The following is a 24639-nucleotide window of genomic DNA, read 5'->3' as shown; positions in this document are numbered from 1 at the left end:
ATGACCGGCGAATTTATCAACCCCATGCGGTAGGATACCCATGGACGTTTAATTATTGAAGATTAAATAATGACTGAATCTTTTGCTCAACTCTTTGAAGAGTTTCTATCTGAAACTGAATTCCAACAAGGCAGCATCGTTAAAGGTACTGTAGTAGCTATCGAGAACGGTTTCGTTCTTGTAGATGCTGGTCTTAAGTCTGAATCTGCTATCCCTGCTGAACAATTCAAGAATGCTGCTGGCGAACTTGAAGTTGAAGTTGGTGCTGAAGTAGACGTAGCTCTAGACGCTGTTGAAGATGGTTTCGGTGAGACTCAACTTTCTCGTGAGAAAGCTAAGCGCCACGAAGCTTGGATCGTACTTGAGAAAGCTTGCGAAGAAGCTGAAACTGTTGTTGGTATCATCAACGGTAAAGTTAAAGGCGGTTTCACTGTTGAACTTAACGGTATCCGTGCTTTCCTTCCAGGTTCTCTAGTAGACGTACGTCCTATCCGTGACACTGCTCACCTAGAAAACAAAGAGCTAGAGTTCAAAGTAATCAAGCTAGACCAGAAGCGTAACAACGTTGTTGTTTCTCGTCGTGCTGTTATCGAATCTGAAAACAGTGTTGAGCGTGACGAACTTCTTGAAACTCTACAAGAAGGTACTGAAGTTAAAGGTATCGTTAAGAACCTTACTGACTACGGTGCATTCGTTGATCTTGGCGGTGTTGACGGTCTTCTACATATCACAGATATGGCTTGGAAGCGTGTTAAGCACCCATCAGAGATCGTTAACGTTGGTGACGAAATCCTAGTTAAAGTTCTTAAGTTCGATCGTGAGCGCACTCGTGTTTCTCTAGGTCTTAAGCAACTAGGCGAAGATCCATGGGTAGCAATCGCTAAGCGTTACCCAGAAGGTCACAAGCTTTCTGGTCGTGTTACAAACCTAACTGACTACGGCTGCTTCGTTGAAATCGAAGAAGGCGTTGAAGGTCTAGTACACGTTTCTGAAATGGATTGGACTAACAAGAACATCCACCCTTCTAAAGTTGTTAATGTTGGCGACGAAGTTGAGGTTATGGTTCTTGATATCGACGAAGAACGTCGTCGTATCTCTCTAGGTCTGAAACAGTGTAAAGCTAACCCATGGCAGTCATTTGCAGAAATGCAAGCTAAGGGCGACAAAGTTACTGGTAAGATCAAGTCTATCACTGACTTTGGTATCTTCATCGGTCTAGAAGGCGGTATCGACGGTCTAGTACACCTATCTGATATTTCTTGGAACGCTGCAGGCGAAGAAGCTGTACGTGAATACAAGAAAGGCGACGAAATCTCTGCTGTTGTTCTAGCAGTAGATGCAGAGCGTGAGCGTATTTCTCTTGGCGTTAAGCAAATGGAAAACGACCCGTTCAACGCATACGTTGCTGACAACAAGAAAGGTGTTCTTGTAAACGGTACTGTAACTGCAGTTGACGCTAAAGGCGCTACTATCGAGCTAATCGAAGGCGTTGAAGGCTACCTACGTGCTTCTGAAGTTTCTCGTGACCGTATCGAAGATGCATCTCTAATCCTAAGCGTTGGGGATAGCGTTGAAGCGAAGTTCACTGGTGTAGACCGTAAGAACCGCGTAATCAACCTATCTATCAAAGCTAAAGATGAAGCTGATGAGCAAGAAGCAATGGCTTCACTGAACAAGTCTGATGAAGGCGCGTTCGGTAACGCAATGGCAGACGCATTCAAAGCTGCTAAAGGCGAATAATAGCTTCTCATTAAGAGAATTATAGCTATATAGCTAAGAAAGGAGCCGTAAGGCTCCTTTTTTTTTGCTTATTTTTCCGATAGGTCTATAATTTCTAAAAAGAAAACCAACGAGGGTAACTATGACTAAGTCTGAATTGATTGAAAGACTGTGCGCTGAGCAAACGCACCTTTCTGCTAAAGAAATTGAAGACGCTGTAAAAGACATTTTAGAGCATATGGCTTCAACATTAGAAAGTGGTGATCGAATCGAAATTCGCGGTTTTGGTAGCTTTTCTCTTCACTACCGTGAACCTCGTGTTGGACGTAATCCAAAGACTGGCGACAAGGTAGAATTGGAAGGTAAATACGTTCCTCACTTTAAACCGGGTAAAGAGCTACGTGAAAGAGTAAATTCAGGATTGTAGTCCATTTATCGGAATTAAGAAAAGCGGCATACTACAATGTATGCCGCTTTTTTATGACCATAATATGGTGGTCTGATTAGCAATTTTCCTGCATAATCGTACAGCTAACCAACCAATGAGTGATGAACTATGAAAATTATAAAAATAGTCGCCGTTATCGCACTTTTCCTAATTGCACTGGCTTTAGGCTCTCAGAACCAAACCACTGTGAACTTCAATTATCTGCTAGCACAAGGTGACTTCCACTTATCCAGCTTATTAGGTGTGGTCTTCGTTTCAGGCTTTGGCCTTGCTTGGTTAGTCTTTGGTAATATGCACATGCGATCTCAGCTGAAAATTCATCGCTTGAAAAAACAGCTTAATAAGCAATCAAAGCAGGTAGCTGCTGCCACTAAAGCTTAAGGCTATATTTGATGTTAGAGTTACTGTTCTTACTTTTACCAATTGCCGCTGCTTATGGTTGGTATATGGGTAATCGTAATGCTCAGCAAGAAAAACAGAAACAATCACACCAGATCTCCCGTCAGTATGTGACGGGTTTGAATCTACTGTTGTCGGACCAATCTGACAAAGCAGTAGATCACTTTATCGAGCTACTTCAAGTAGACAATGAAACCATCGATACGCACTTGGCCTTGGGCAATTTGTTCCGTTCAAGGGGGGAAGTTGATCGTGCTATTCGTATTCACCAAAATCTTATCTCTCGTTCGGGGCTTACTCTCGATCAGAAAAACCTCGCACTACAACAGTTAGCTAAAGACTATATGGTCTCTGGTTTTCTCGACCGCGCCGAGAAGATCTTTGAACAGCTTGTCGAAGAACCCGATCATAAAGAGGGTGCTCTACAGCAATTGGTTGCTATTTATCAGCAAACACGAGAATGGCACAAAGCTATCCATTACGGAAATATCTTAGTGAAACTCGGTAAGAAGAAAATGAAGATGCGTGCGACCGTTGCGCATTTTTGGTGTGAGCTTGCTATGCAAGAACAAGCTGATGGTAATCGCGCTAAGGTACTTCAACACTTTAAGAAGGCTCTATCTGAAGATCCTAAATGTGTTCGTGCTAGCATTGCTTTAGGTAAATTCCATTTAGCAAACGAAGATTATCAAAAGACAATTACTTGTCTGGAGTCGGTTCTCGAGCAAGATATCGACTTTATTAGTGAGGTATTGCCAACCCTTGCAGAGTGTTACCACAAGCTTGGACGGGAAGCTCAATTGGTCGAGTTCCTTAAAGCTTGTATTCAGAAGAAAGCTGGAGTATCCGCTGAACTGATGCTTGCTCAGTTGGTTGCTCACCATGAAGATGTTGGGTCAGCCCAAGAACTACTGACTAAGCAACTTGTCAAAAACCCAACAATGAAAGGTTTTTATCGATTAATCGATTACCACCTAGCAGAAGCAGAAGAAGGCCGAGCGAAAGAAAGCTTAACTACTCTACAGTCTATGGTGGGTGAACAATTGAAGCTTAAGCCGCATTATCGTTGCCATCAGTGTGGCTTCTCAACGCACTCAATGTACTGGCACTGCCCTTCATGTAAAGGGTGGGGGACGATCAAGCCTATTCGTGGACTTGATGGTGAATAGATTTGTGGTCATTTTAAGACCAAATTTTTAATTGCAGCTTTCGGGCTGCATTTTTATGACTGTTATTTATTACCCGCTATGTGTAGGTGAGTAAATATTTTGTAGAAAGTTAACTGCGTTAGGAGATGAAATGAACGACCAAAAAATCATTGTAGCCTTGGATTATGACAACCAAGCGGATGCGTTAACCTTTGTTGATCGTATTGACCCAGCATCTTGCCGCTTAAAAGTCGGCAAAGAGATGTTTACCTTGTTTGGCCCTGAGTTTGTTCGTGAATTACATAAGCGTGGTTTCTCAGTATTCTTAGACCTCAAATTCCACGACATCCCTAACACATGTTCAAAAGCAGTGCGTGCTGCCGCTGAATTAGGCGTTTGGATGGTGAATGTACACGCAAGTGGCGGTGAGCGTATGATGACGGCTTCGCGTGAAATTTTAGAACCATATGGTAAAGATCGTCCGTTGTTAATCGGTGTGACGGTACTAACCAGCATGGAGCAGTCTGATCTAGCGGGTATCGGTTTAGACCTAGAACCACAACAGCAAGTAATGCGATTGGCTTCTCTTACTAAAAACTCTGGCCTAGACGGTGTTGTATGTTCAGCACAAGAGGCTTCTTTGCTGAAAGGTGCTCTTGGTCAGGAGTTTAAGCTAGTGACTCCTGGTATTCGTCCTGTAGGTGCCGATATTGGGGACCAGAAGCGTATCATGACACCTTCGAAGGCGATTGAATCAGGTTCTGACTATCTTGTTATCGGCCGCCCAATTACTCAAGCTGCAGACCCTGCAGCGGTTCTTGCTGAGATTAACGGTACCCTAGCTTAAGTTTCTCTTATAGCTAGCGATACGAATAAAGAAGACCAGCGATTGCTGGCCTTCTTGTTTGTCTTCGAGAAGCAGAATTCGTTTGGGTTAGATTGGCTTGGCTTAACTTATATCGGCGCACCACTATGAAACTTAAAGTCACTGTCTTCTGAAGTAATAAGGTTAGCTTCTACTTGCGCGAAGTGAGCAATACGCTCGGAGATATCTTTGCCTGCGATCTGCTCTGCTAGCTCAAGGTAGTCTTGGTAGTGGCGGGCTTCTGAACGAAGTAGAGACACGTAAAACTTCTCCATGTCTTCTTCCAAGAAAGGAGCCAATTTAGCGAATCGTTCACAAGAGCGAGCTTCAATAAACGCGCCGATGATAAGCTTGTCAACCAGAGCATCAGGCTCATAAGTCTTAACCTGTTTGATCAAGCCCTTAGCGTAACGACCCGCTTCAATCGGTTGGTAAGTGAAGCCTTTCTTTACCATCAATTCCATAACTTGGTAGAAATGATGCAGCTCTTCTTTGATCAGTAATACCATTTTATCGATCAGGTCTGCACCATAATTGCAGCCATCTTTCGCTGTGATTTGTTTTGATACGTTGCTTTTACCATGTAGAGACTCTAAGTTTCCGATACGACGGTAAGCAAATTGCTCGTATGGCAAGATCCATTCATTCAGTTGCTTTGCACTTTCTTTATCAACAGCGTATTTACGGATAAGGAACAAAGCACTTTGTGCTGCTTTTAGTTCACAAAGCATGTGATCGCGTAAAATGATATGAAGATTTTCAGGCTTCTTGGCTTCATCGATCCATGAATCTGGTGTTTCAGCTTTAAGAAAAGAGTGAATTGGAGCTAATAATTCTTGATACATGGTCTAGTAAAGTTTGTTGATAATACGCGATCCTATCACAGCTGAAGAGATCTCCCTATACGGGGAAAAGAAATTCGATAGGCACAAAAAAGGCCATCTATTTACTAGAAATAAAGTGGCCTTTAAGCATTTTAGTTAAACTCTTACCACTTTTTCTTCTGACCGAAGAGGGCATCCATATCGTCATCACGCTCTTTAGATTCTATTTGTTGTAAATCTTGTGCGCTTTTATCTAGGCGCTTCTGATCAAGGTCGTTCAGCATCTGCTGAAGCTTTTCTTTTGCTTGATTAGAATATGAATCGTTTTTGGTCGCTAGTGCATCTATACCTTTACGTAGTAACTGTATTGCCGTTCCTGGTTGTCCACGAGAGATAGAGTCATTTGCACGTTTAATAACGTTCTCGATGTTGATTCGAATTTGAATCGTTTCTAGACGGGCGTTTTCTACTACATAAGCCTGAGTCTCGAAGCGGCCTTTATTGTGCTCGTTACGCACCGTATCACGAAGGCGCTTAACTAATTTAAGCATCATGATCGCCTGCTTGTCACTGCTTGGAACTCGAAAAGTAGTGCTCTCGCCACCTTGATAGTTCTCTTTGAGCTGAGTGATTTGTTGTTTTATGCTTTCGATGCGTTGAGCAAGTTGCTTATTTTTTGGGTCGAGTTGATACATGTTTTCCAACGCATCAAGAATTCGATTATTTAAGCATACAAGAAGATCTTGGCTAAAAGGCATGTGATGAGCATTGCCAATCAACTCTTCTGTTCCGTCAATAATGGTTAGATAACGAGAAGCTTCCTGCTTCTTTGCTGTTTCTACCTTAACTTTATATTGAAGCATGATGTTGTAGCCTAAAACTAACACCAAAAGAACGGCTACTAAGGCAATGATTAAACCAATATTCATATATTTGTGTCTGCTTGTTGTTTTTTATAGCTAACTAGAAAGGATACACGATTCCATGGCGTATCGGCACTCGTAAATTGCAATTTATCATTATCTCTTGTTGAGCGTAATCGGCAATCAAAACTTACTAACTAATGTATGAGAATGAGGAGTAGGTTGCAAAGCGTTATTGGTATTATTGTTTTTTAACCTATAAAAACTCAATATTTCTGTCATTTTAGGGCTTGAGGCGTTATAACTATTAATTATATTACACGAGACTATAACGCTCCCTTTACAAATAAGTTATCACAGAAATGAGTAAAGGATTACGGGGTTAAATATGAAGTTACAGCAACTGAAGTACATTGTTGAGGTTGTAAACCATAACCTAAATGTTTCTGCGACAGCAGAGAGTTTGTACACATCTCAACCGGGTATTAGTAAACAAGTTAGATTATTGGAAGATGAGTTAGGGATTCAGATCTTTGAACGTAGCGGTAAACATTTAACGCAGGTTACCCAAGCTGGTGAAGATATTATTCGTATCTCTCAAGAGATCTTAGCCCGTGTTGAAAGTATTAAATCCGTTGCAGGTGAACACACTCATCCTGAGATGGGGACATTGAATATTTCAACAACACATACTCAAGCTCGTTATGCTCTGCCTGATGTAATTAAGGGCTTCACAGCGCGTTACCCAAAAGTATCACTTCACATGCACCAAGGTACGCCTAGCCAAATGTCGGAAGCGGTTGCTAAGGGGACGGCTAATTTTGCAATTGCAACGGAAGCGCTTCATCTTTACCAAGATGCGATTATGCTGCCTTGTTACCATTGGAACCGTTCAATAGTTGTTACTAAAGATCATCCTCTGGCGAAAAAACGAAATATCACTATCGAAGATCTTGCTGCTTACTCTCTGGTTACCTATGTATTTGGTTTTACTGGTCGTTCTGAGCTTGATACAGCATTCAATAAAGTTGGCTTAACACCTCGAGTGGTATTTACAGCCACTGATGCTGATGTGATTAAGACTTATGTTCGAATGGGGATTGGTGTTGGTGTTATTGCAAGTATGGCCATCGACCAAGAACAAGATACTGATTTGGTTGCCATTGATGCCAGCCATCTGTTTGGTGCAAGCACCACAAGCATCGGCTTTAGAAAAGGTACCTTTCTGCGTTCTTACATGTTTGATTTCATGGAGCGTTTTGCACCGCACTTAACTCGCCCTGTGGTAGAGCAGGCAATTTCTTTGAAATCGAATGAAGAGATTGAAGAGATGTTTAAAGATATCGAGCTACCTGTTCGTTAATCTCATGGTGCAAATCTAGATTCTTATTCGGCCTGTAGATACAGGCCGTTTTTCTTTCTGATTTCGATCTTTCTTTGCTGTTCTCTTTTATATCGACCCTTTCCATTTCTGTTTCTTACCCCTACAATCCTCGCACCATAGGGGGAAGCATGCATTCACGATTTAAAATACTCGACTCATTCTTGTTAGAGCACCAAGTTTACTGGCGTTCAGAACCCTTCCACCTATGCCAAACCCAGCAACGACCTTGGGTTGATGTGAATCGGCCGCTTGTTGATTGGCTGAATAGCTTGAGTATCGAGAATATTCAGATTCTTAAAGAGCAGCCTCAAGCTTTGGTTGAAGAGCTTATTGGTTTTCTTCCCGAATTAGAGGAAGCGAATCAAAATATTCAGTTCACTTTCACAGCACATAAAGGGCTAACGCTTCCACGAGGTTCCGAAGATGGCATTCCGGGAAGAAAGCTACAACAGATTGTTTCGATGGGGGAAGCTTTGCTTGAACACCATCATGGCAAAGAATGGTTGGAGTGGTGTTCTGGAAAGGGTTTTCTCGGTCGAATCTTATCTCAACAATCGAAGCAAAAAGTCACCAGTTTCGAGTGGCAGCAATCGCTGTGTGAAAGCGGACAAAAGATTGCAGATGCACAACGCCTAGACATGACCTTTGTTCAAGGTGATGCGCTTTCTGAAAGTGCAGATGATGTCTTTAATACAGACCAACACGCTGTAGCACTGCATGCCTGTGGCGACCTGCATGTTGAGTTAGTGAAAAAATCTGTGTCACATGGGCTACCAGCCGTCACTATCTCCCCTTGTTGCTACCATCTTATTCGTAATGAAAACTACCAAGCGATGTCGTCGGTTGCGAAAAGTTCTGATTTGACATTGAGCAAGAGTGATTTACGAATCCCACTTCAAGAAACCGTTACAGGTGGAGAAAGGGTAAAGAGGCACCGTCAGTTAGAGATGAGTTATCGTTTGGGTTTTAGCCAACTGCTCAAGGCTGAACGTAGTATCAATGAATACATTCCGGTACCGAGTATTAAAAAATCAGAGTTATCCGAGGGGTTTGAGTCATTTTGCCTATGGGCGGCCGAAGTGAAAAATATCTCACTTTGTTCAGGTATCGACTTTGAATCGTATCTGGTTCAAGGCGAGACGCTTTTCTGGGAAATGGAGAAACTGAGCTTAGTTCAACAAGTTTTTAGGCGACCATTGGAGGTATGGTTAGCTTTGGATCGAGCTATTTACTTGCAAGAGCAAGGCTATGAAGTAACTCTCGAAGAGTTTTGCGAACGCAGTGTCACGCCTCGAAACTTGTTGATTCATGGTGTTAAGAGCGACCGATAAATCACACGAGTTTCAGACAGGGCGTTTATCATCGCTGTTGAAAAATAGTGTTACAGATACAAAAAAGCCAGTTCGAGAAATGTCGGACTGGCTTTTAATATGTGGATTAACTGAACTCTTCAACGAGAAAATTTACGCTCAGTTAGTCACTGCATCATTAGTTAAACATTGCGATAGCTTCTGCTGGGTCTACGTATTCTAGGTCAAAGCTCTCCGCAACTTCTTTACAAGTCACTTTACCGTGAATGACGTTTAGTCCTTCTAAGAAACCTTCATCAGACAGAAGTGCTTCGCGGTAGCCTTTGTTTGCTAGTTTAACAATGTAAGGAAGTGTTGCATTGTTTAGCGCGGAAGTAGAAGTACGAGCAACGGCACCAGGCATGTTTGCAACACAGTAGTGAACTACGTCATCAACGATGTAAGTTGGGTCTGCGTGAGTGGTTGCGTGAGAAGTCTCGAAACAACCACCTTGGTCTATTGCAACGTCAACAACTGCTGAACCTGGCTTCATCTTAGCGATATGCTCTTTAGTAACCAGTTTAGGGGCCGCTGCGCCTGGGATCAGTACAGCACCAATCACTAGGTCAGCTTCTAGAACATGCTTCTCGATAGCGTCTTCAGTAGAATAAACCACTTTTGCGCGGCCTTGAAATTCTTCATCCAGGCGACGAAGTGTATCTAGGTTACGGTCAAGGATTGTAACATCAGCGCGAAGGCCAACAGCCATACGTGCTGCGTTAGCACCAACAACACCACCGCCAACAACAACAACTTTCGCGGGCTCAACACCCGGAACGCCACCAAGAAGAAGGCCACAACCACCATTAGATTTCTCTAATGTTTGTGCACCCGCTTGAATAGACATGCGACCAGCAACTTCAGACATTGGTGCTAATAGTGGCAAGCGACCCATATTATCTGTTACAGTCTCATAGGCTACACAGACAGCTTTGCTCTTGATAAGCTCTTCAGTTTGTGGAAAATCTGGTGCAAGGTGTAAATAGGTAAATAATATTTGCCCCTCGCGAAGCATAGCTCGCTCGACAGCTTGAGGTTCTTTAACCTTTATAATCATCTCTGCTTTCGCGAAAACGTCAGCAGCAGTAGGAAGAATGGATGCGCCTACAGCGATGTAATCATCGTCTGAAAAACCGATACCATTACCGGCATTGGTTTCTACAAAAACTTGGTGGCCGTGTGAAATGAGTTCTCTCACGCTAGCTGGGGTCATACCAACGCGGTATTCGTGGTTTTTGATTTCCTTAGGTACGCCAATGATCATCCTGATTCCTTATTTTATTTTGGTTGTTTTATCTATGTGTAGGGTAATTCTGTCGAATTAATAGCTAGTATAGATGGGTTTAAATAAAATTTGATACTGAATATTAAAAAGTTGTAGTATATTTTTTTGCAAGGAAGTAATAAGGTGGAATAAAAAATGGCAGACAATTATAAGAAGCCGTCCAAGGAACTAGATCGTATTGACCGCAACATTCTTAATGAGTTGCAAAAAGACGGTCGTATCTCAAACGTTGAACTCTCGAAAAGAGTAGGACTTTCTCCAACTCCATGTCTTGAGCGAGTTCGCCGTTTAGAACGTCAAGGTTACATTAATGGGTACACAGCGTTGCTGAACCCACAGTACCTCGATGCTTCACTTTTAGTGTTTGTTGAAATTACGTTGAACCGTGGTGCTCCAGATGTGTTCGAGCAATTCAACACCGCTGTTCAGAAACTTGATGATATCCAAGAGTGTCATTTAGTGTCGGGTGATTTTGACTACCTTCTAAAAACTCGAGTATCCGATATGGGTGCTTACCGTAAGTTATTAGGTGATACGTTACTGCGTCTACCAGGCGTAAACGACACTAGAACTTACGTGGTAATGGAAGAAGTGAAACAAACTAATCAACTTGTGATTAAGACTCGTTAATCATAATTGATGAAATGAAAGAAAGCGGACTTTTGTTCCGCTTTCTTGCTTTCTGGAATTGGGTTTTTTGGTTTGATATGGTTAAATCAACAGTAGTTTCATTGAAACGAGCGGCTTGGTCCGCTCGCTGTGTTTTTATCTCGTTCAATTATTAAGTTGGTTTATGTTCAAGCAGAGCAGTAATAAAGTAGAAACAATCATTAAAACGAGTGAAGAGCCTCAGTCTCCTCGTTTAAGTGGTTCTCAACGTCTAAAAGAGTGCAGCCTCATACTGGGTGTTCTTTTCTCTATTCTACTTGCCGTGGCGTTATTAACTTTTAGTCCTGCAGACCCATCATGGTCACAAACGGCATGGGGTGGTGACATTCAAAATGCGGGTGGCTATCTAGGTGCATGGTTGGCGGATACACTTTTCTTTATATTTGGCTCTCTGGCCTACCCGATACCTATATTGGTAACGGTTACTGCATGGGTGCTGTTCCGAAAACGTAATGAAGATGAACAGATAGACTTCATGTTATGGGGATCTCGCTTACTTGGGCTCACTGTGCTGATTCTTACTAGTTGTGGTCTAGCGGATATCAATTTTGACGACATTTGGTATTTTTCATCAGGTGGTGTGGTTGGTGATGTACTAAGTAGCCTTGCACTTCCAACTCTGAATATTCTTGGTAGCACACTTGTTCTCCTGTTCTTATGGGGGGCTGGCTTTACTCTATTAACGGGTATTTCTTGGCTAAGTATTGTTGAATGGCTAGGCGAAGGCGCGCTCAAACTTTTTACGTCTGCAGTCAATCGAGCACGCGGACAAGATCAAGAACTGCTAGAACCTGAGTTGAAGGAGTCGGCAGACCGAGATCGGTTTGAAATGCGTCATCAAGAGCCTACTTACCGGGATATATCTTTTACTGAAGACGCGAAAGACGCAGATCAAACCGCTTTTGATCCTGCAATGAGTTTCCCTGCGACAACTGAGCCTTCAGAGACTGCTACAAGCACGTTAGACGATACTGCATCGCCGAGGCGCCATTACAATATCCACATGCCTGTAGAGGCTCCTAATAAGACGGTTGCCTCCTCAAATGAACAAAAAACATCAGCTCACAATGAGAGAGTCCCTGTAGAGCAGCCCCTTGTTCCCCCCGTCTATCAAGATACAAATGAGTTATTGGAAGAGGGCGTAGAGCGTTCAAAACAGTTGAATGCGACTATAGAACAGTTAGAAAGTGCCGCTATGTATGAAGATGATCTTGCTGAACATGATCAGGTGGATGCACTCGAATCTCAAATCTCATACCAAGAATATGCGCAGAGTGATCAGTCACAAGTTAGTGCTGCTAGTGATATTGACGTCGATAATGCGACATCAGCGGATGAGAAAAGAGAAATGTCACAAGCGTTTTCAGCGCAAGAGCCACCTATTGATATGACTGAAAATCCGTTCTTTGAACAGAATTCAAAGTTTGATGTTGAACGAGCAGAAGACGAAAACACAGAACAATCTGAGTCTTTGTCTAATGGACAAGAGCAGTCTGAACTTACGAGTTCAATAGAGCAAAGGCAAGATCCTATCGTTGATCTTCCTTGGGAAGAAGTGACAGAAGAAGAGCCTTTACATGAAGACCAAGATGTTGCTGCGTTTCAAAGCAAAGTGTCTAAAGCACAGGCTAATATGGCAGCGGCCCAAAATCCGTTTTTAGTTCAGCAAGATGTGAACTTGCCAAAGCCAGCAGAGCCGTTGCCAACACTTGAATTGTTGTTCCACCCTGAAAAACGTGAAACCTTTATCGACCGCGACGCTCTAGAAGCGATTGCTCGTCTGGTTGAATCGAAACTAGCGGACTACAAGATCAAAGCTGATGTAGTTGATATTTTCCCTGGTCCAGTGATTACTCGATTTGAGCTAGACTTGGCTCCCGGTGTGAAAGTAAGCCGTATCTCAGGACTTTCAATGGACTTAGCACGTTCGCTGTCTGCATTGGCAGTACGTGTCGTGGAGGTTATTCCGGGTAAGCCTTATGTAGGCTTGGAATTACCGAACATGAGTCGTCAAACGGTATTCTTCTCAGATGTGGTGAGCAGTACTCAGTTCCAAGAAGCGAAATCACCAACGACCGTAGTCCTCGGGCAAGATATCGCAGGTGAAGCGGTGATTGCTGACCTATCGAAAATGCCACACGTTCTTGTTGCGGGTACTACTGGTTCTGGTAAGTCTGTAGGTGTGAACGTGATGATCTTGAGTATGCTTTACAAGGCATCACCTGAAGACGTTCGTTTCATCATGATTGACCCAAAAATGTTGGAATTGTCTATATATGAAGGTATTCCACATCTATTGTCTGAAGTTGTGACTGACATGAAAGATGCGTCTAACGCCCTTCGTTGGTGTGTCGGCGAAATGGAACGTCGCTACAAGCTTATGTCGGCGCTTGGTGTTCGTAACATTAAAGGCTACAACGATAAGCTTAAGATGGCTGCTGATGCGGGTCACCCAATTCATGATCCATTATGGAAGCCGGGGGACAGCATGGACCCTGAAGCACCATTGCTTGAAAAGCTGCCCTACATTGTGGTGATCGTTGATGAATTTGCTGATCTAATCATGGTCGTGGGCAAGAAAGTAGAAGAGCTGATTGCTCGTTTGGCACAAAAAGCGCGAGCAGCCGGTGTCCATTTGATTCTTGCAACTCAACGTCCATCTGTAGACGTAATTACAGGTCTTATCAAAGCCAATATACCAACACGTGTTGCTTTTACCGTATCGACTAAAACGGATTCTAGAACCATTCTTGACCAAGGTGGTGCGGAGTCGCTACTTGGTATGGGTGATATGCTTTACTTACCACCAGGTTCTAGTCATACCATTCGTGTACATGGTGCCTTTGCATCAGATGATGATGTGCATGCGGTTGTGAATAACTGGAAAGCACGTGGCAAGCCGAATTATATTGAAGAGATTACTAACGGCGACCAAACCCCAGAAGCACTATTACCGGGTGAAAAAATGGAAGGCGATGAAGAAGTTGACCCTTTGTTTGATCAAGTTGTCGAGCACGTGGTTCATTCACGTCGAGGTTCCGTTTCGGGTGTTCAGCGTCGATTCAAGATCGGCTATAACCGTGCCGCACGTATTGTCGAGCAACTTGAAGCACAAGGTATTGTAAGTGCTCCAGGTCATAATGGTAATCGAGAGGTCTTAGCGCCAGCACCACCAAAAAATTAGTTCCACTAGGAACTCATACCCATTAAGTCGGTCAAATCGAAAATATGACAGACTTATGTTTTAACAGGATTATTGATGAAAAAAGTATTCGCACTTTTATTTATGAGCTTCTCAGTGTTTGCTTCTCCGAAAGAAGAGTTGAGTAGCCGCTTGGCATTGAACGCTGGCTTTAGTGCTGACTTTAAACAAGTCGTCACTAGCCCTGATGGTGACGTGGTTATGGAAGGTGAGGGTACGGTAGAGATTGCACGCCCTAGTTTATTCCGTTGGGAAACCACTTTCCCTGATGAAAACCTGCTGGTATCTGATGGTCAAAGCTTGTGGTATTACAGCCCGTTCATTGAGCAAGTGAGCATTTACTGGCAAGAACAAGCAACCTCACAAACGCCCTTTGTACTGCTGACACGCAACCAAGAGAGTGATTGGGATAACTACAGCGTCGTGCAAACCGGTAATCAATTTACGCTAACGCCAACGGCTGTGGATTCTAATCAGGGTGATTTCCAGATTAATATCACCCAGAAGGGCATTGTTCAGGGCTTTAATGTGATTGAACAAGACGGTCAAAAAGGTGAGTTTACCTTTAGCAATGTTGACTTGGGTAAGCCAGCAGCAGACCGCTTTACTTTTGTGGCGCCGCAAGGTGTCGAGGTCGACGACCAAAGAAACTGATCTAAAAAGCAGATCGTTTGGTAGTACGTCGATAGGCATTAATGCCATCAACGAATCAAGAGATTGCAATTGAGTAATTACAGCTTAGATTTTGCGGGGGACGAAGATTTTCGTCCCCTTGCTGCTCGTATGAGACCGGAAACTGTCGAACAGTACATCGGCCAGCAGCATATATTAGGCCCAGGTAAACCACTTCGCAGAGCATTGGAAGCCGGCCATATACACTCGATGATTTTGTGGGGGCCTCCGGGCACCGGTAAAACGACGTTAGCCGAAGTGGCTGCGAACTATGCGAGCGCAGAGGTTGAACGCGTATCAGCGGTAACGTCGGGCGTAAAAGATATTCGTATTGCGATTGAAAAAGCGCGTGAGAACAAGCAAGCAGGGCGCAGAACCATCCTGTTTGTGGACGAAGTCCATCGCTTTAACAAAAGTCAGCAAGATGCTTTTCTGCCTCATATCGAAGATGGCACCGTGACCTTTATTGGTGCGACAACAGAAAATCCATCCTTTGAGCTGAACAACGCTTTGTTGTCGCGTGCGCGAGTCTACAAACTGACTTCTCTCAATACTGAGGATATCTCCCTCGTTATTCGCCAAGCTATCGAAGATAAACAGCGTGGGTTGGGTGATGTGTCTGCCAATTTTGCCGATAACGTCTTAGATCGCCTTGCTGAACTGGTCAACGGTGACGCACGTATGTCGCTCAATTATCTTGAGCTGCTGTATGACATGGCAGAAGACAACGATAAAGGCGAGAAAGCGATAACCTTGCAGTTATTGGCTGAAGTGGCTGGTGAGAAAGTCGCTCGTTTCGATAATAAGGGCGATATTTGGTACGACCTAATATCTGCGGTTCATAAGTCAATTCGCGGTTCCAACCCTGATGCGGCCTTGTATTGGTCGGCACGAATGATTGCGGCAGGTTGTGACCCTTTGTATATCGTAAGACGTTTGCTGGCGATTGCTTCTGAAGATATCGGTAACGCTGACCCTCGTGCCATGCAGGTAGCGATGTCAGCTTGGGACTGCTTTACTCGCATTGGTCCTGCGGAAGGGGAACGTGCGATTGCTCAAGCGGTTGTCTATTTAGCGTGTGCACCAAAGAGTAACGCCGTTTACACAGCTTGGAAACAAGCGTTAACCGATGCGCACAACCTTCCTGAATATGAAGTGCCTCATCATTTACGAAATGCACCGACAACTTTAATGAAGGACATGGGCTATGGGCAAGAATATCGTTATGCTCATGACGAACCGGGAGCCTACGCCGCTGGCGAAAAGTATTTGCCTCCTGAAATCGGAGAGAAGCAATACTATTTCCCAACAAAACGAGGCTTAGAGACCAAAATTGGCGAGAAGCTAGATTATCTGGCGGATTTGGACGCAAAAAGCCCACAAAAACGCTATGAAAAGTAGTCTTTTTTGGATATCGTTAGCTAGTCATAAAATTTCAATTAAATCGTTATAAATTGGTCGAAATAGCACCAGTTTTAGGGGTTTAGCAGTGATTCAGTAGCAAACTACTGAATATTCAAATAACTAAAGCATAGGATTAGCAATGCTGGATTCTAAATTACTTCGAGCTGAGCTGGATGAAACAGCGGCAAAATTAGCACGTCGAGGCTTCACCCTTGATGTAGAGACAATTCGTGAACTTGAAGAAAAACGTAAGTCCCTTCAGATGAAAACTGAAGAGCTACAAGCGTTACGTAACTCTCGATCGAAGTCCATTGGTCAAGCGAAAGCAAAAGGCGACCATGAAGAAGCTGAGCGTATCCTTGCAGAAGTAGGCAACTTAGGCGCAGAGCTAGACCAAGCTAAAGTCGCATTGGCTGACCTTCAATCTGAGCTAGAAACGATCACCATGTCTATTCCTAACCTTCCTGACGCAGAAGTGCCAGATGGTAAAGACGAAGATGGCAACGTAGAAGTTTCTCGTTGGGGTCAACCTAAGACTTACGATTTCGAAGTGAAAGATCACGTAGATCTAGGCGAAATGTCTGGCGGTCTTGATTTTGCTAGCGCAGTTAAAATCTCAGGTTCTCGTTTCATCGTGATGAAAGGCAAATTTGCACGTCTACACCGTGCGATTGCCCAGTTCATGCTGGATCTTCACACTGACGAGCACGGCTACACAGAAATGTACGTACCGTACCTAGTGAACCACGATAGCCTATACGGTACTGGCCAACTTCCTAAGTTCGGCGAAGACTTATTCCACACAAGTCCGCTGACTGAACAAGTGAGTGATGTTCCTCTTAAGACTCTATCGCTTATCCCTACTGCGGAAGTACCGGTAACGAACATGGTTCGTGACACGATTACTGACGAAGCTGAACTGCCACTTAAGATGACAGCTCACACACCATGTTTCCGTTCTGAAGCGGGTTCTTACGGTCGTGACACTCGTGGCCTTATCCGTATGCACCAATTCGACAAAGTTGAATTAGTACAAATCACCAAGCCAGAAGACTCAATGGCAGCGCTTGAAGAGCTAACAGGTCACGCTGAGAAAGTACTTCAACTTCTAGAACTTCCTTACCGTAAAGTGATTCTATGTACGGGCGACATGGGCTTCGGTTCTGCGAAAACTTACGACTTAGAAGTATGGGTTCCAGCACAAGAGACTTACCGTGAGATTTCTTCTTGTTCAAACATGTGGGATTTCCAAGCGCGTCGTATGCAAGCTCGTTTCCGTCGTAAAGGTGAGAAGAAACCTGAACTTGTGCACACACTAAACGGTTCTGGTCTTGCTGTAGGTCGTACTATGGTTGCTATTCTTGAGAACAACCAAGAAGCTGACGGCCGTATTGCTATCCCAGCAGTACTTCAGCCATACATGGGCGGCGTAACGCACATTGGTTAGTTAGCTCCTAGAGCCCTATTAATTCTGTAACCCAGCCATTCGGCTGGGTTTTTTATTTGCGATAAGATAAAGGTAGACGTATAAGACGCGACCTGCATGAGTTAAGTAAAGCAGTGGCTATCTTTTAATGCGCTATCAATGGCGCAAACAAGTTGTTCGATGTGCTCAGGCTTGCTAATGAAAGGAGGCATCATATAAATCAACTTACCAAATGGGCGGATCCAAACGCCTTGCTCTACAAAGTGCGCTTGAATGGTTTCCATATCGACAGGCGTGTGGGTTTCAACGACGCCAATAGCGCCCAACCAGCGAACGTTTTTGACGAGATCATGCCCTCGTAACGGTGGTAGCAACTCAGAGAAAAGCTGTTCAATCTGTTGAGTCTGATTTTTCCAATGGCCTTGCTCGATGATGGATAAACTTGCCGCACCGACTGCGCAAGCCAATGGGTTGCCCATAAAGGTTGGTCCGTGCATAAAGCAGCCCGCTTCACCGCCACATACTGTGTCAGCAACTTCTTTACTCGCAAGCGTTGCTGACAATGTCATATAACCACCAGTTAAAGCCTTGCCTACGCATAAGATGTCCGGTTGAACATCGGCATGCTCACAAGCGAACAGTTTCCCTGTGCGGCCAAATCCGGTCGCAATCTCATCCAAGATCAGCAATACATTGAATTCATCACACAGTAAGCGAACCTGTTTTAGGAACTCAGGGTGGTAGATGCGCATGCCGCCAGCCCCTTGAACGATAGGCTCTAAGATCACGGCTGCGACTTCTTGATGGTGTGTTGCCAGCTTTTCTCGAAAGCTGTTGATGTCGTTCGCGTCCCATTGATCCCAAAAGCCTGTTTTTGGCGAGTCAGCGAAAATGTGCTCCGGTAAAAAGCCTTTGTAGAGGCTGTGCATCGAGTTGTCAGGGTCGGTCACTGACATCGCCGCAAAGGTATCCCCGTGGTAACCATCTCTTAGTGTTAGGAACTTTGAGCGAGGTTGTCCTTTAGCGTGCCAATATTGCAGTGCCATCTTGAGGCTCACTTCTACGGCTACTGAACCTGAATCGGCCAAAAATACATGCTCAAGATTACTTGGCGCGAGATTCAAAAGCTTCTTACATAGATCGATAGCGGGTTGGTGGGTGATGCCACCAAACATAACGTGTGAAACCTTATCGATTTGGCTGTGAGCTGCAGCATTTAGCTCAGGGTGATTGTAGCCGTGGATGGTTGACCACCAAGATGACATACCATCAATAATTCGTTTTCCGCCTTCTAATTCTAGGTAAACACCGTCTGCGTTGGTGACTGGATAGCAGGTCAGAGGTGTTAACGTTGATGTGTAGGGATGCCAGATATGCTGGCGATCAAAGGCGAGATCCATAGTAACTTCCATTCCTGGTGTGATTAAAAGATAATCAGATGTAAACTTTTGATATTATCAATGTATTGACAGTCTAAAGCTTGTCGGTAGACTAGCCAAGCATAAATGCAATCTCTATTGATAGAGATGAAACATCAAATAATAAAAAAGGATCGACACGTGGAAGTTCGTCATGACTGGACAGTTGCTGAAGTAACAGCGCTGCTTGAAAAACCGTTTATGGATTTAATGTTTGAAGCTCAAGTGGTCCATAGACAGTACCAAGAGCACAACCACGTGCAGGTGAGTACGCTTCTATCGATTAAGACCGGTGCTTGTCCTGAAGACTGTAAGTACTGTCCTCAAAGTGCTCACTACCGAACGGATGTCGACAAAGAACGCTTAATGGAAGTCGAGCGTGTTTTGGATGCGGCGCAAAAAGCCAAGAACGCAGGCTCGACTCGTTTCTGTATGGGCGCGGCATGGAAAAACCCGAAAGAGCGCGATATGCCTCACCTGACTGATATGATCAAAGGTGTGAAAGGTATGGGCCTAGAAACTTGTATGACACTGGGTATGCTTACACCAGATCAAGCTGGCGAGTTAGCAGACGCAGGTTTGGATTACTACAACCATAACCTTGATACGTCTCCTGAGTTTTACGGCAGCATCATCACCACTCGTACTTACCAAGATCGTTTAGATACGCTATCTCACGTACGTGATGCCGGTATGAAGATCTGTTCTGGTGGCATTATTGGTATGGGCGAAAGTACCAATGACCGTGCAGGTCTGCTGGTAGAGCTAGCGAACCTTCCGGTACACCCTGAGAGTGTGCCAATCAACATGCTCGTGAAAGTGAAAGGCACACCGATGGAAAACGTCGATGATGTTGAATCTTTTGACTTCATTAAGTTGATTGCGATTGCTCGTATCATGATGCCAATGTCTGCGGTTCGTCTATCTGCAGGTCGCGAGAATATGAACGAACAGATGCAAGCGATGTGTTTCATGGCTGGCGCGAACTCGATCTTCTACGGTTGTAAGCTACTGACTACACCAAACCCAGATGAAGACACGGATATGCAGCTGTTTAAGAAGTTAGGTATCAACAGCCAACAAGTGGCTCAGAAACCTGATGAAATTCAAGAAAACGAACTGTTAGATCAAGTGGTGGAGCGCGTAGCTGCTCGTCCAACGAAAGATGACATGTTCTACGATGCCACTGTTTAAATCTCGTATCAAAGATGCCCTTGTTCAACGCCGCGAACAGGGGCTAACTCGTCAACTCAAGGTACTCGAAAGCAGTAATGGTCCTTTGCTTACTTGCGAAGGTTCTCGCTTCATCAATTTTTCGAGTAATGATTACCTAGGCTTGGCGAACGACCCTGAATTGGTGGAGGCGTGGCAAGCTGGGCTTTCCCTTTATGGTGCTGGCAGTGCGGCATCGCCATTGGTCACGGGTTTTAGTCCTGCTCATCGAAACTTAGAAGCTCAGCTGTGCGAATGGTTGGGCTTTGAACGTGCCATTCTCTTTAGTTCTGGTTTCAGTGCCAATCAAGCCTTGTTGTTTTCTCTGCTCGAAAAAGGCGACTCTCTGTTGCAAGACAAATTTAACCACGCCTCTTTGATGGAAGCGGGGATGCTTTGTCCTGCAACAATGAAACGCTTTAAGCACAACGATACACAACATCTAGAGTCGTTATTAGGTCGGTCTCCACAATCGTTAGTCGTCACTGAAGGCGTATTCAGCATGGATGGTGACCAAGCGCCTCTCGAATATATCTCTAGCCTGGCTAATCAATACGACAGTTGGTTGGCGATTGATGATGCCCACGGTATTGGCGTATTAGGTGATAAAGGGGCAGGAAGCTGCAACGCCGCACAAATCTCACCTGATATCTTGGTGGTGACCTTTGGTAAAGCATTTGGCCTTTCTGGTGCTGCGATTCTTTGTTCGTCAGAAGTGGGGGATTACTTAACGCAGTTTGCGCGTCATCATGTGTATTCGACGGCGATGCCACCTTCACAAGCGGTGGCTTTGTCTCATGCGTGTCAGATGATTCAGACGCAAGAGTGGCGCCGAGAAAAGCTGACTGAGTTAGGGGCTCTCTATACAGAGCAGGTAAATGGTTTGAAAGGCTTTGTGGATACTCAGACGCCGATCAAGCCGTTTTTAATCGGCGAAGCCCAATCTGCACTATCTATTGCTGAAGAGTTAAAGCAAAACCAAGTTTGGGTGACCGCAATAAGGCCGCCAACTGTTCCTGTTGGAACCGCTCGATTACGAATCACGTTAACGGCAAATCATAGCCATGAACAGATTCTCCAGCTAACCAGGTCGTTGCATCAAGCCATTGAGCGAAATATCGACTCAGGCATTAAATCGGGTATCCATCCAAGCTTTGAATCAAATAAAGAGGCTCAGTAAATGTCACAAGAAGCAGTAGTGCATAATTACGTTGGCCAAGATAAGAGTGCGATTGCCGAAGCCTTTGGTAAAGCAGCAACAACCTATGACAAACACGCTGAATTCCAGCGAGATGTCGGCCACAGACTGCTGGATAAACTACCCAGCGATCTGTCAGGTTTCAAGGTGCTGGATCTAGGTTGTGGTACTGGCTATTTCTCAGAGCAACTTGTAAAACGAGGCGCTGAAGTGGTTTGCGCTGATCTTTCTGTTGGAATGTTAGCAACAGCAGAGAAGCGCTGTGGTGCATCTGTCTCTTTATACCAACAAGCCGATGCCGAACAATTGCCGTTTGAAGATGGGTGTTTTGATATCGTTTTCTCTAGCCTTGCGTTGCAATGGTGTGACGACTTGTCGTCGCCTTTGAGAGAGATGAAGCGTGTTACAGCGGCTGGTGGGCGTGTTATTTTCTCAACTTTGCTTGATGGGTCACTGTTTGAACTGGAAAAGTCATGGTCCAAAATTGACGCACATCAACACGTTAACCATTTTATTACGATCAATCAGGTAAAAATTGCGTTAGCGCAATCTAGCTGTACAGCTCATCAACTAGACTTGCCCACCATCACTGTTTGGTACGACACTGCGTTTGAACTGATGCGCGACCTTAAAGGCATCGGCGCTAATCACATAAGTGGTCGCTCACAAGGTTTAACAAGTCGTCGTATGTTGCAGCTTGTTGAACGGGAATATCGAGAGTTCAAAAATCATCAAGGTTTCTTACCAGCAACATATCAAGTTTGTTTAGGGGTTATTCAATTATGATTGATGCATTATTCATTGCAGGTACGGATACCGAAGTGGGAAAAACTGTGGTTTCAAAAGCGATTCTTCAAGCTTTGGCCGCACAAGATTTATCAACAATTGGCTACAAGCCAGTTGCTGCAGGATGTGAACGATCCCCTGAAGGGTTACGTAACAGTGATGCGCTGCATCTTCAAGAAGCAGCGACGCAATATATTGCTTACGAGGACGTTAATCCGTACGCGTTGCTACTGCCATCATCGCCTCACATCGCCTCGAAGCATGACGGTGTCGTGATTGATGAAGCGGTATTATCAGCGAAGCTAGAACAGCATAAGCAGAACTCTGACATCGTTTTAGTTGAAGGTGCTGGTGGTTGGCGTGTACCGGTTTCAGATGACGAATACTTGTCTAGCTGGATTAAGAAAGAGCAGCTTCCAGTTGTATTGACGGTAGGTATTAAGCTGGGTTGTTTGAGCCACGCTCTATTAACCGCAGAAGCGATTCGTGCAGATGGTCTAAATCTAGTCGGTTGGGTAGCAAACCGCATTAACCCAGGCACTGAACACTACGCAGATATTATTGCGATGCTTGAAGATAAGCTTGGTGCGCCAAAGTTAGGTGAGATCCCTTACGTACCAAAAGCGAAGTCTAAGAATATTGGTAAGTACATTAATGTACAGCCATTGCTTGAACTTTAATTCTCAAGTTATACGTGAAACAAGAAAAGGGCTGCGATTGCAGCCCTTTTGCTATTTTAAGCCTGTGTAGAGTTAAGCTTGGGATTAATGCTCTTTTGTCAGTCCCATTAGTGCTTGTTGTGTCTCTGTTATATTGGTCTGCGCTGCTTGTGGCGTAAGAATACCGATCTGTTTCTTTGCTTCTTCTTCAGTAATCCCTAGGTGACAGCACAGTAAATCAATAGCCATTTGAGTGTTAGTACCTTCAACCATGATTGTTCCCTTGTTGTACATGGACAAGCCAATAAATCATCTGAAGCCACTGTAAACGGATTGTTATATCGATACCATACGACTTAGGTCTAATAGAATGCGAGTAATCCGAATGCAGCTTCGTAATCAAATGTTGCAATTTAATGCTTAACCTTGTTTTCTTAATCTAAGACTATATGTATAAGTAAGTATAAGTCTTCAAGGTTGGAATATATTGCTCTCTGCCTTGTATCTATAACAATAAGTTTACAAAAATAGCTTTGATGCGGAGATAAGTAATGAAGCGAGTAATGTTGTTCCTTGCAACCAACCTTGCGGTTGTATTGGTACTAAGTGTTGTTCTTAATATTGTATACGCAGTCACAGGTATGCAACCAGGAAGTCTCTCAGGCTTATTGGTGATGGCTGCGGTATTTGGTTTTGGCGGCTCATTCATTTCATTAATGATGTCAAAGAAAATGGCGCTGCGCTCTGTAGGCGGCATGGTCATTGAAAGTCCGCGTAATGAAACAGAACATTGGTTGATGGAGACGGTAAGCCGTCAAGCTCAACAAGTTGGTATTGGTATGCCAACAGTGGCGATCTACGACTCACCAGACATCAACGCATTCGCGACAGGTGCTAAGCGTGACGATTCATTGGTAGCGGTATCAACAGGCTTGCTACACAACATGACGCGTGATGAAGCTGAAGCGGTATTAGCGCATGAAGTTAGCCACATCGCGAACGGCGATATGGTGACCATGACGTTAATGCAGGGGGTTGTGAACACGTTCGTTATCTTCTTATCTCGTTTCATCGCCAACATTGTTGCGTCAAATGACAGCGAAGAAGAGGGTGGCAGCAATATGATGGTGTACTTCGGTGTATCTATGGTGCTGGAGTTGGTATTTGGTTTCTTAGCAAGCTTCATTACGATGTGGTACAGCCGTCATCGTGAATTCCATGCTGATGCAGGTGCAGCAAACCTAGTGGGTAAAGAGAAGATGATTGCAGCGCTAGAGCGTCTAAAGGTGAGCCACGAGCCACAACTAGAAGGTTCTATGATGGCATTTGGTATCAACGGTAAAAAGTCTCTAACAGAGCTTCTAATGAGCCATCCACCACTAGATAAGCGTATTGCGTCTCTACGTAACATGTAGTCGCTAGGTATTCTGTCGTCGCTAGTCGATAAGATACCTTTGAAAGGCTTCCCTCGGGAGGCCTTTTTTGATCTTGATGTTTAAGACAGTAAGTATCCGAGGGGTATGTGTTTGGTAATTGAGGGGTACTGGTGACTGAGGGCTACGATAATTAATGGGTGATACCTCATGAACTGATATAAGTAGGGTGATTAGAAGGGGGGGGGGGGGGTTTGTGTTTTTTGATTGCAGCTCTTGCTCAGTACACTTTGTTTCGCTCAACAAAAAGGCTTCCACATGGGAAGCCTTAGTCTA

22 protein-coding genes are annotated in these 24639 nt (G+C 44.3%); 17 read left to right on the top strand and 5 right to left on the bottom strand.

Annotated elements, in window-relative coordinates; genetic code table 11:
* Nucleotides 1-69: 69 nt before the first annotated feature.
* The 5 genes from rpsA (at nt 70) to pyrF (ending at nt 4561) form a co-directional block, all read left to right on the top strand.
* Entirely contained in the window at nt 70-1740 is a 1671-nt protein-coding gene (rpsA, locus tag ACED48_RS10845) for a 30S ribosomal protein S1 (protein ID WP_017057038.1), read from the top strand.
* Nucleotides 1741-1861: 121 nt separating this feature from the next.
* Complete coding sequence (ihfB, locus tag ACED48_RS10840) at nt 1862-2146, top strand: integration host factor subunit beta (RefSeq protein ID WP_010439923.1); 285 nt, start codon at nt 1862-1864, stop codon at nt 2144-2146.
* A gap of 129 nt (nt 2147-2275) precedes the next feature.
* A complete protein-coding gene (locus ACED48_RS10835; RefSeq protein WP_017057039.1) occupies nt 2276-2548 on the top strand; it encodes a LapA family protein in 273 nt (90 codons plus the stop codon).
* A gap of 11 nt (nt 2549-2559) precedes the next feature.
* Nucleotides 2560-3735, top strand: a complete 1176-nt coding sequence (lapB, locus tag ACED48_RS10830) for a lipopolysaccharide assembly protein LapB (RefSeq protein WP_017057040.1) — start codon at nt 2560-2562, stop codon at nt 3733-3735.
* A 130-nt stretch (nt 3736-3865) separates the two neighbouring features.
* The gene (gene pyrF, locus ACED48_RS10825; RefSeq protein WP_017057041.1) at nt 3866-4561 is read left to right on the top strand and encodes an orotidine-5'-phosphate decarboxylase; all 696 of its coding nucleotides are present in this window, start codon (nt 3866-3868) and stop codon (nt 4559-4561) included.
* A gap of 107 nt (nt 4562-4668) precedes the next feature.
* On the opposite strand, the gene ACED48_RS10820 is transcribed toward pyrF, so the two are convergent.
* A complete protein-coding gene (locus tag ACED48_RS10820) occupies nt 4669-5424 on the bottom strand; it encodes a tRNA-(ms[2]io[6]A)-hydroxylase (RefSeq protein WP_017057042.1) in 756 nt (251 codons plus the stop codon).
* Between the two features lie 143 nt (nt 5425-5567).
* On the bottom strand, nt 5568-6332 hold the full coding sequence (locus tag ACED48_RS10815) for a hypothetical protein (RefSeq protein ID WP_017057043.1): 765 nt from the start codon (nt 6330-6332) through the stop codon (nt 5568-5570).
* A gap of 322 nt (nt 6333-6654) precedes the next feature.
* On the opposite strand from ACED48_RS10815, the gene cysB reads away from it, so the two are divergent.
* Both cysB and ACED48_RS10805 read left to right on the top strand, forming a co-directional pair.
* On the top strand, nt 6655-7629 hold the full coding sequence (gene cysB / locus ACED48_RS10810; RefSeq protein ID WP_017057044.1) for an HTH-type transcriptional regulator CysB: 975 nt from the start codon (nt 6655-6657) through the stop codon (nt 7627-7629).
* Nucleotides 7630-7778: 149 nt separating this feature from the next.
* Complete coding sequence (locus ACED48_RS10805) at nt 7779-8981, top strand: methyltransferase (RefSeq protein WP_017057046.1); 1203 nt, start codon at nt 7779-7781, stop codon at nt 8979-8981.
* Nucleotides 8982-9138: 157 nt separating this feature from the next.
* On the opposite strand, the gene ald is transcribed toward ACED48_RS10805, so the two are convergent.
* Nucleotides 9139-10263 carry an alanine dehydrogenase gene (gene ald, locus ACED48_RS10800; RefSeq protein ID WP_017057047.1) on the bottom strand — a complete coding sequence of 375 codons (1125 nt, stop codon included), beginning with the start codon at nt 10261-10263 and terminating at the stop codon, nt 9139-9141.
* A gap of 156 nt (nt 10264-10419) precedes the next feature.
* On the opposite strand from ald, the gene lrp reads away from it, so the two are divergent.
* The 5 genes from lrp to serS all read left to right on the top strand — a co-directional run bounded on the left by lrp (nt 10420) and on the right by serS (nt 17678).
* Nucleotides 10420-10914 (top strand): leucine-responsive transcriptional regulator Lrp, encoded by a 495-nt coding sequence (gene lrp, locus ACED48_RS10795; protein ID WP_017057048.1) that lies wholly within the window; start codon nt 10420-10422, stop codon nt 10912-10914.
* Nucleotides 10915-11077: 163 nt separating this feature from the next.
* On the top strand, nt 11078-14137 hold the full coding sequence (locus tag ACED48_RS10790; protein ID WP_017057049.1) for a DNA translocase FtsK: 3060 nt from the start codon (nt 11078-11080) through the stop codon (nt 14135-14137).
* A 75-nt stretch (nt 14138-14212) separates the two neighbouring features.
* Nucleotides 14213-14809, top strand: a complete 597-nt coding sequence (gene lolA / locus ACED48_RS10785; protein ID WP_017057050.1) for an outer membrane lipoprotein chaperone LolA — start codon at nt 14213-14215, stop codon at nt 14807-14809.
* 63 nt (nt 14810-14872) lie between these two features.
* Nucleotides 14873-16228, top strand: a complete 1356-nt coding sequence (locus ACED48_RS10780; RefSeq protein WP_029627077.1) for a replication-associated recombination protein A — start codon at nt 14873-14875, stop codon at nt 16226-16228.
* A 142-nt stretch (nt 16229-16370) separates the two neighbouring features.
* Nucleotides 16371-17678: a serine--tRNA ligase gene (gene serS / locus ACED48_RS10775; protein ID WP_017057052.1), complete on the top strand. Its 1308-nt coding sequence runs from the start codon at nt 16371-16373 to the stop codon at nt 17676-17678.
* A gap of 101 nt (nt 17679-17779) precedes the next feature.
* Here the strand turns inward: serS and bioA are convergent, their stop codons facing one another.
* Complete coding sequence (gene bioA / locus ACED48_RS10770; RefSeq protein WP_017057053.1) at nt 17780-19057, bottom strand: adenosylmethionine--8-amino-7-oxononanoate transaminase; 1278 nt, start codon at nt 19055-19057, stop codon at nt 17780-17782.
* Nucleotides 19058-19216: 159 nt separating this feature from the next.
* Between bioA and bioB the strand changes: the two genes are divergently transcribed.
* From bioB to bioD, 4 genes are read left to right on the top strand one after another with little or no spacing between them, the layout of a single operon-like run.
* Entirely contained in the window at nt 19217-20269 is a 1053-nt protein-coding gene (gene bioB / locus ACED48_RS10765; protein ID WP_016792500.1) for a biotin synthase BioB, read from the top strand.
* The gene (bioF, locus tag ACED48_RS10760) at nt 20256-21467 is read left to right on the top strand and encodes an 8-amino-7-oxononanoate synthase (protein ID WP_017057054.1); all 1212 of its coding nucleotides are present in this window, start codon (nt 20256-20258) and stop codon (nt 21465-21467) included. Before bioB ends, bioF begins: the two co-directional genes overlap by 14 nt.
* Entirely contained in the window at nt 21468-22271 is an 804-nt protein-coding gene (gene bioC, locus ACED48_RS10755; RefSeq protein WP_017057055.1) for a malonyl-ACP O-methyltransferase BioC, read from the top strand. It begins immediately after the preceding gene.
* On the top strand, nt 22268-22951 hold the full coding sequence (gene bioD, locus ACED48_RS10750; RefSeq protein WP_017057056.1) for a dethiobiotin synthase: 684 nt from the start codon (nt 22268-22270) through the stop codon (nt 22949-22951). The genes bioC and bioD overlap by 4 nt, the downstream gene beginning before the upstream one ends.
* Before the next feature lie 84 nt (nt 22952-23035).
* Here the strand turns inward: bioD and ACED48_RS10745 are convergent, their stop codons facing one another.
* Nucleotides 23036-23203, bottom strand: coding sequence for a hypothetical protein (locus ACED48_RS10745; protein WP_017057057.1), 168 nt, complete (start codon nt 23201-23203; stop codon nt 23036-23038).
* A 278-nt stretch (nt 23204-23481) separates the two neighbouring features.
* Between ACED48_RS10745 and htpX the strand changes: the two genes are divergently transcribed.
* A complete protein-coding gene (gene htpX / locus ACED48_RS10740) occupies nt 23482-24345 on the top strand; it encodes a protease HtpX (RefSeq protein WP_029627079.1) in 864 nt (287 codons plus the stop codon).
* Nucleotides 24346-24639 lie beyond the last annotated feature (294 nt).

The organism is Vibrio sp. 5S239 (genome assembly GCF_041439575.1).
Taxonomy (GTDB): Bacteria; Pseudomonadota; Gammaproteobacteria; order Enterobacterales; family Vibrionaceae; genus Vibrio; species Vibrio kanaloae.
The sequence above is the reverse complement of the archived record's forward strand: the minus strand, read 5'-3'. Positions and strand labels throughout refer to the sequence as shown.

Coding starts and splice junctions, on each gene's coding strand:
- rpsA (WP_017057038.1), top strand. CDS start 70: ATGACTGAATCTTTTGCTCAACTCTTTGAAGAGTTTCTATCTGAAACT.
- ihfB (WP_010439923.1), top strand. CDS start 1,862: ATGACTAAGTCTGAATTGATTGAAAGACTGTGCGCTGAGCAAACGCAC.
- ACED48_RS10835 (WP_017057039.1), top strand. CDS start 2,276: ATGAAAATTATAAAAATAGTCGCCGTTATCGCACTTTTCCTAATTGCA.
- lapB (WP_017057040.1), top strand. CDS start 2,560: ATGTTAGAGTTACTGTTCTTACTTTTACCAATTGCCGCTGCTTATGGT.
- pyrF (WP_017057041.1), top strand. CDS start 3,866: ATGAACGACCAAAAAATCATTGTAGCCTTGGATTATGACAACCAAGCG.
- ACED48_RS10820 (WP_017057042.1), bottom strand. CDS start 5,424: ATGTATCAAGAATTATTAGCTCCAATTCACTCTTTTCTTAAAGCTGAA.
- ACED48_RS10815 (WP_017057043.1), bottom strand. CDS start 6,332: ATGAATATTGGTTTAATCATTGCCTTAGTAGCCGTTCTTTTGGTGTTA.
- cysB (WP_017057044.1), top strand. CDS start 6,655: ATGAAGTTACAGCAACTGAAGTACATTGTTGAGGTTGTAAACCATAAC.
- ACED48_RS10805 (WP_017057046.1), top strand. CDS start 7,779: ATGCATTCACGATTTAAAATACTCGACTCATTCTTGTTAGAGCACCAA.
- ald (WP_017057047.1), bottom strand. CDS start 10,263: ATGATCATTGGCGTACCTAAGGAAATCAAAAACCACGAATACCGCGTT.
- lrp (WP_017057048.1), top strand. CDS start 10,420: ATGGCAGACAATTATAAGAAGCCGTCCAAGGAACTAGATCGTATTGAC.
- ACED48_RS10790 (WP_017057049.1), top strand. CDS start 11,078: ATGTTCAAGCAGAGCAGTAATAAAGTAGAAACAATCATTAAAACGAGT.
- lolA (WP_017057050.1), top strand. CDS start 14,213: ATGAAAAAAGTATTCGCACTTTTATTTATGAGCTTCTCAGTGTTTGCT.
- serS (WP_017057052.1), top strand. CDS start 16,371: ATGCTGGATTCTAAATTACTTCGAGCTGAGCTGGATGAAACAGCGGCA.
- bioA (WP_017057053.1), bottom strand. CDS start 19,057: ATGGATCTCGCCTTTGATCGCCAGCATATCTGGCATCCCTACACATCA.
- bioF (WP_017057054.1), top strand. CDS start 20,256: ATGCCACTGTTTAAATCTCGTATCAAAGATGCCCTTGTTCAACGCCGC.
- bioC (WP_017057055.1), top strand. CDS start 21,468: ATGTCACAAGAAGCAGTAGTGCATAATTACGTTGGCCAAGATAAGAGT.
- bioD (WP_017057056.1), top strand. CDS start 22,268: ATGATTGATGCATTATTCATTGCAGGTACGGATACCGAAGTGGGAAAA.
- ACED48_RS10745 (WP_017057057.1), bottom strand. CDS start 23,203: ATGGTTGAAGGTACTAACACTCAAATGGCTATTGATTTACTGTGCTGT.
- htpX (WP_029627079.1), top strand. CDS start 23,482: ATGAAGCGAGTAATGTTGTTCCTTGCAACCAACCTTGCGGTTGTATTG.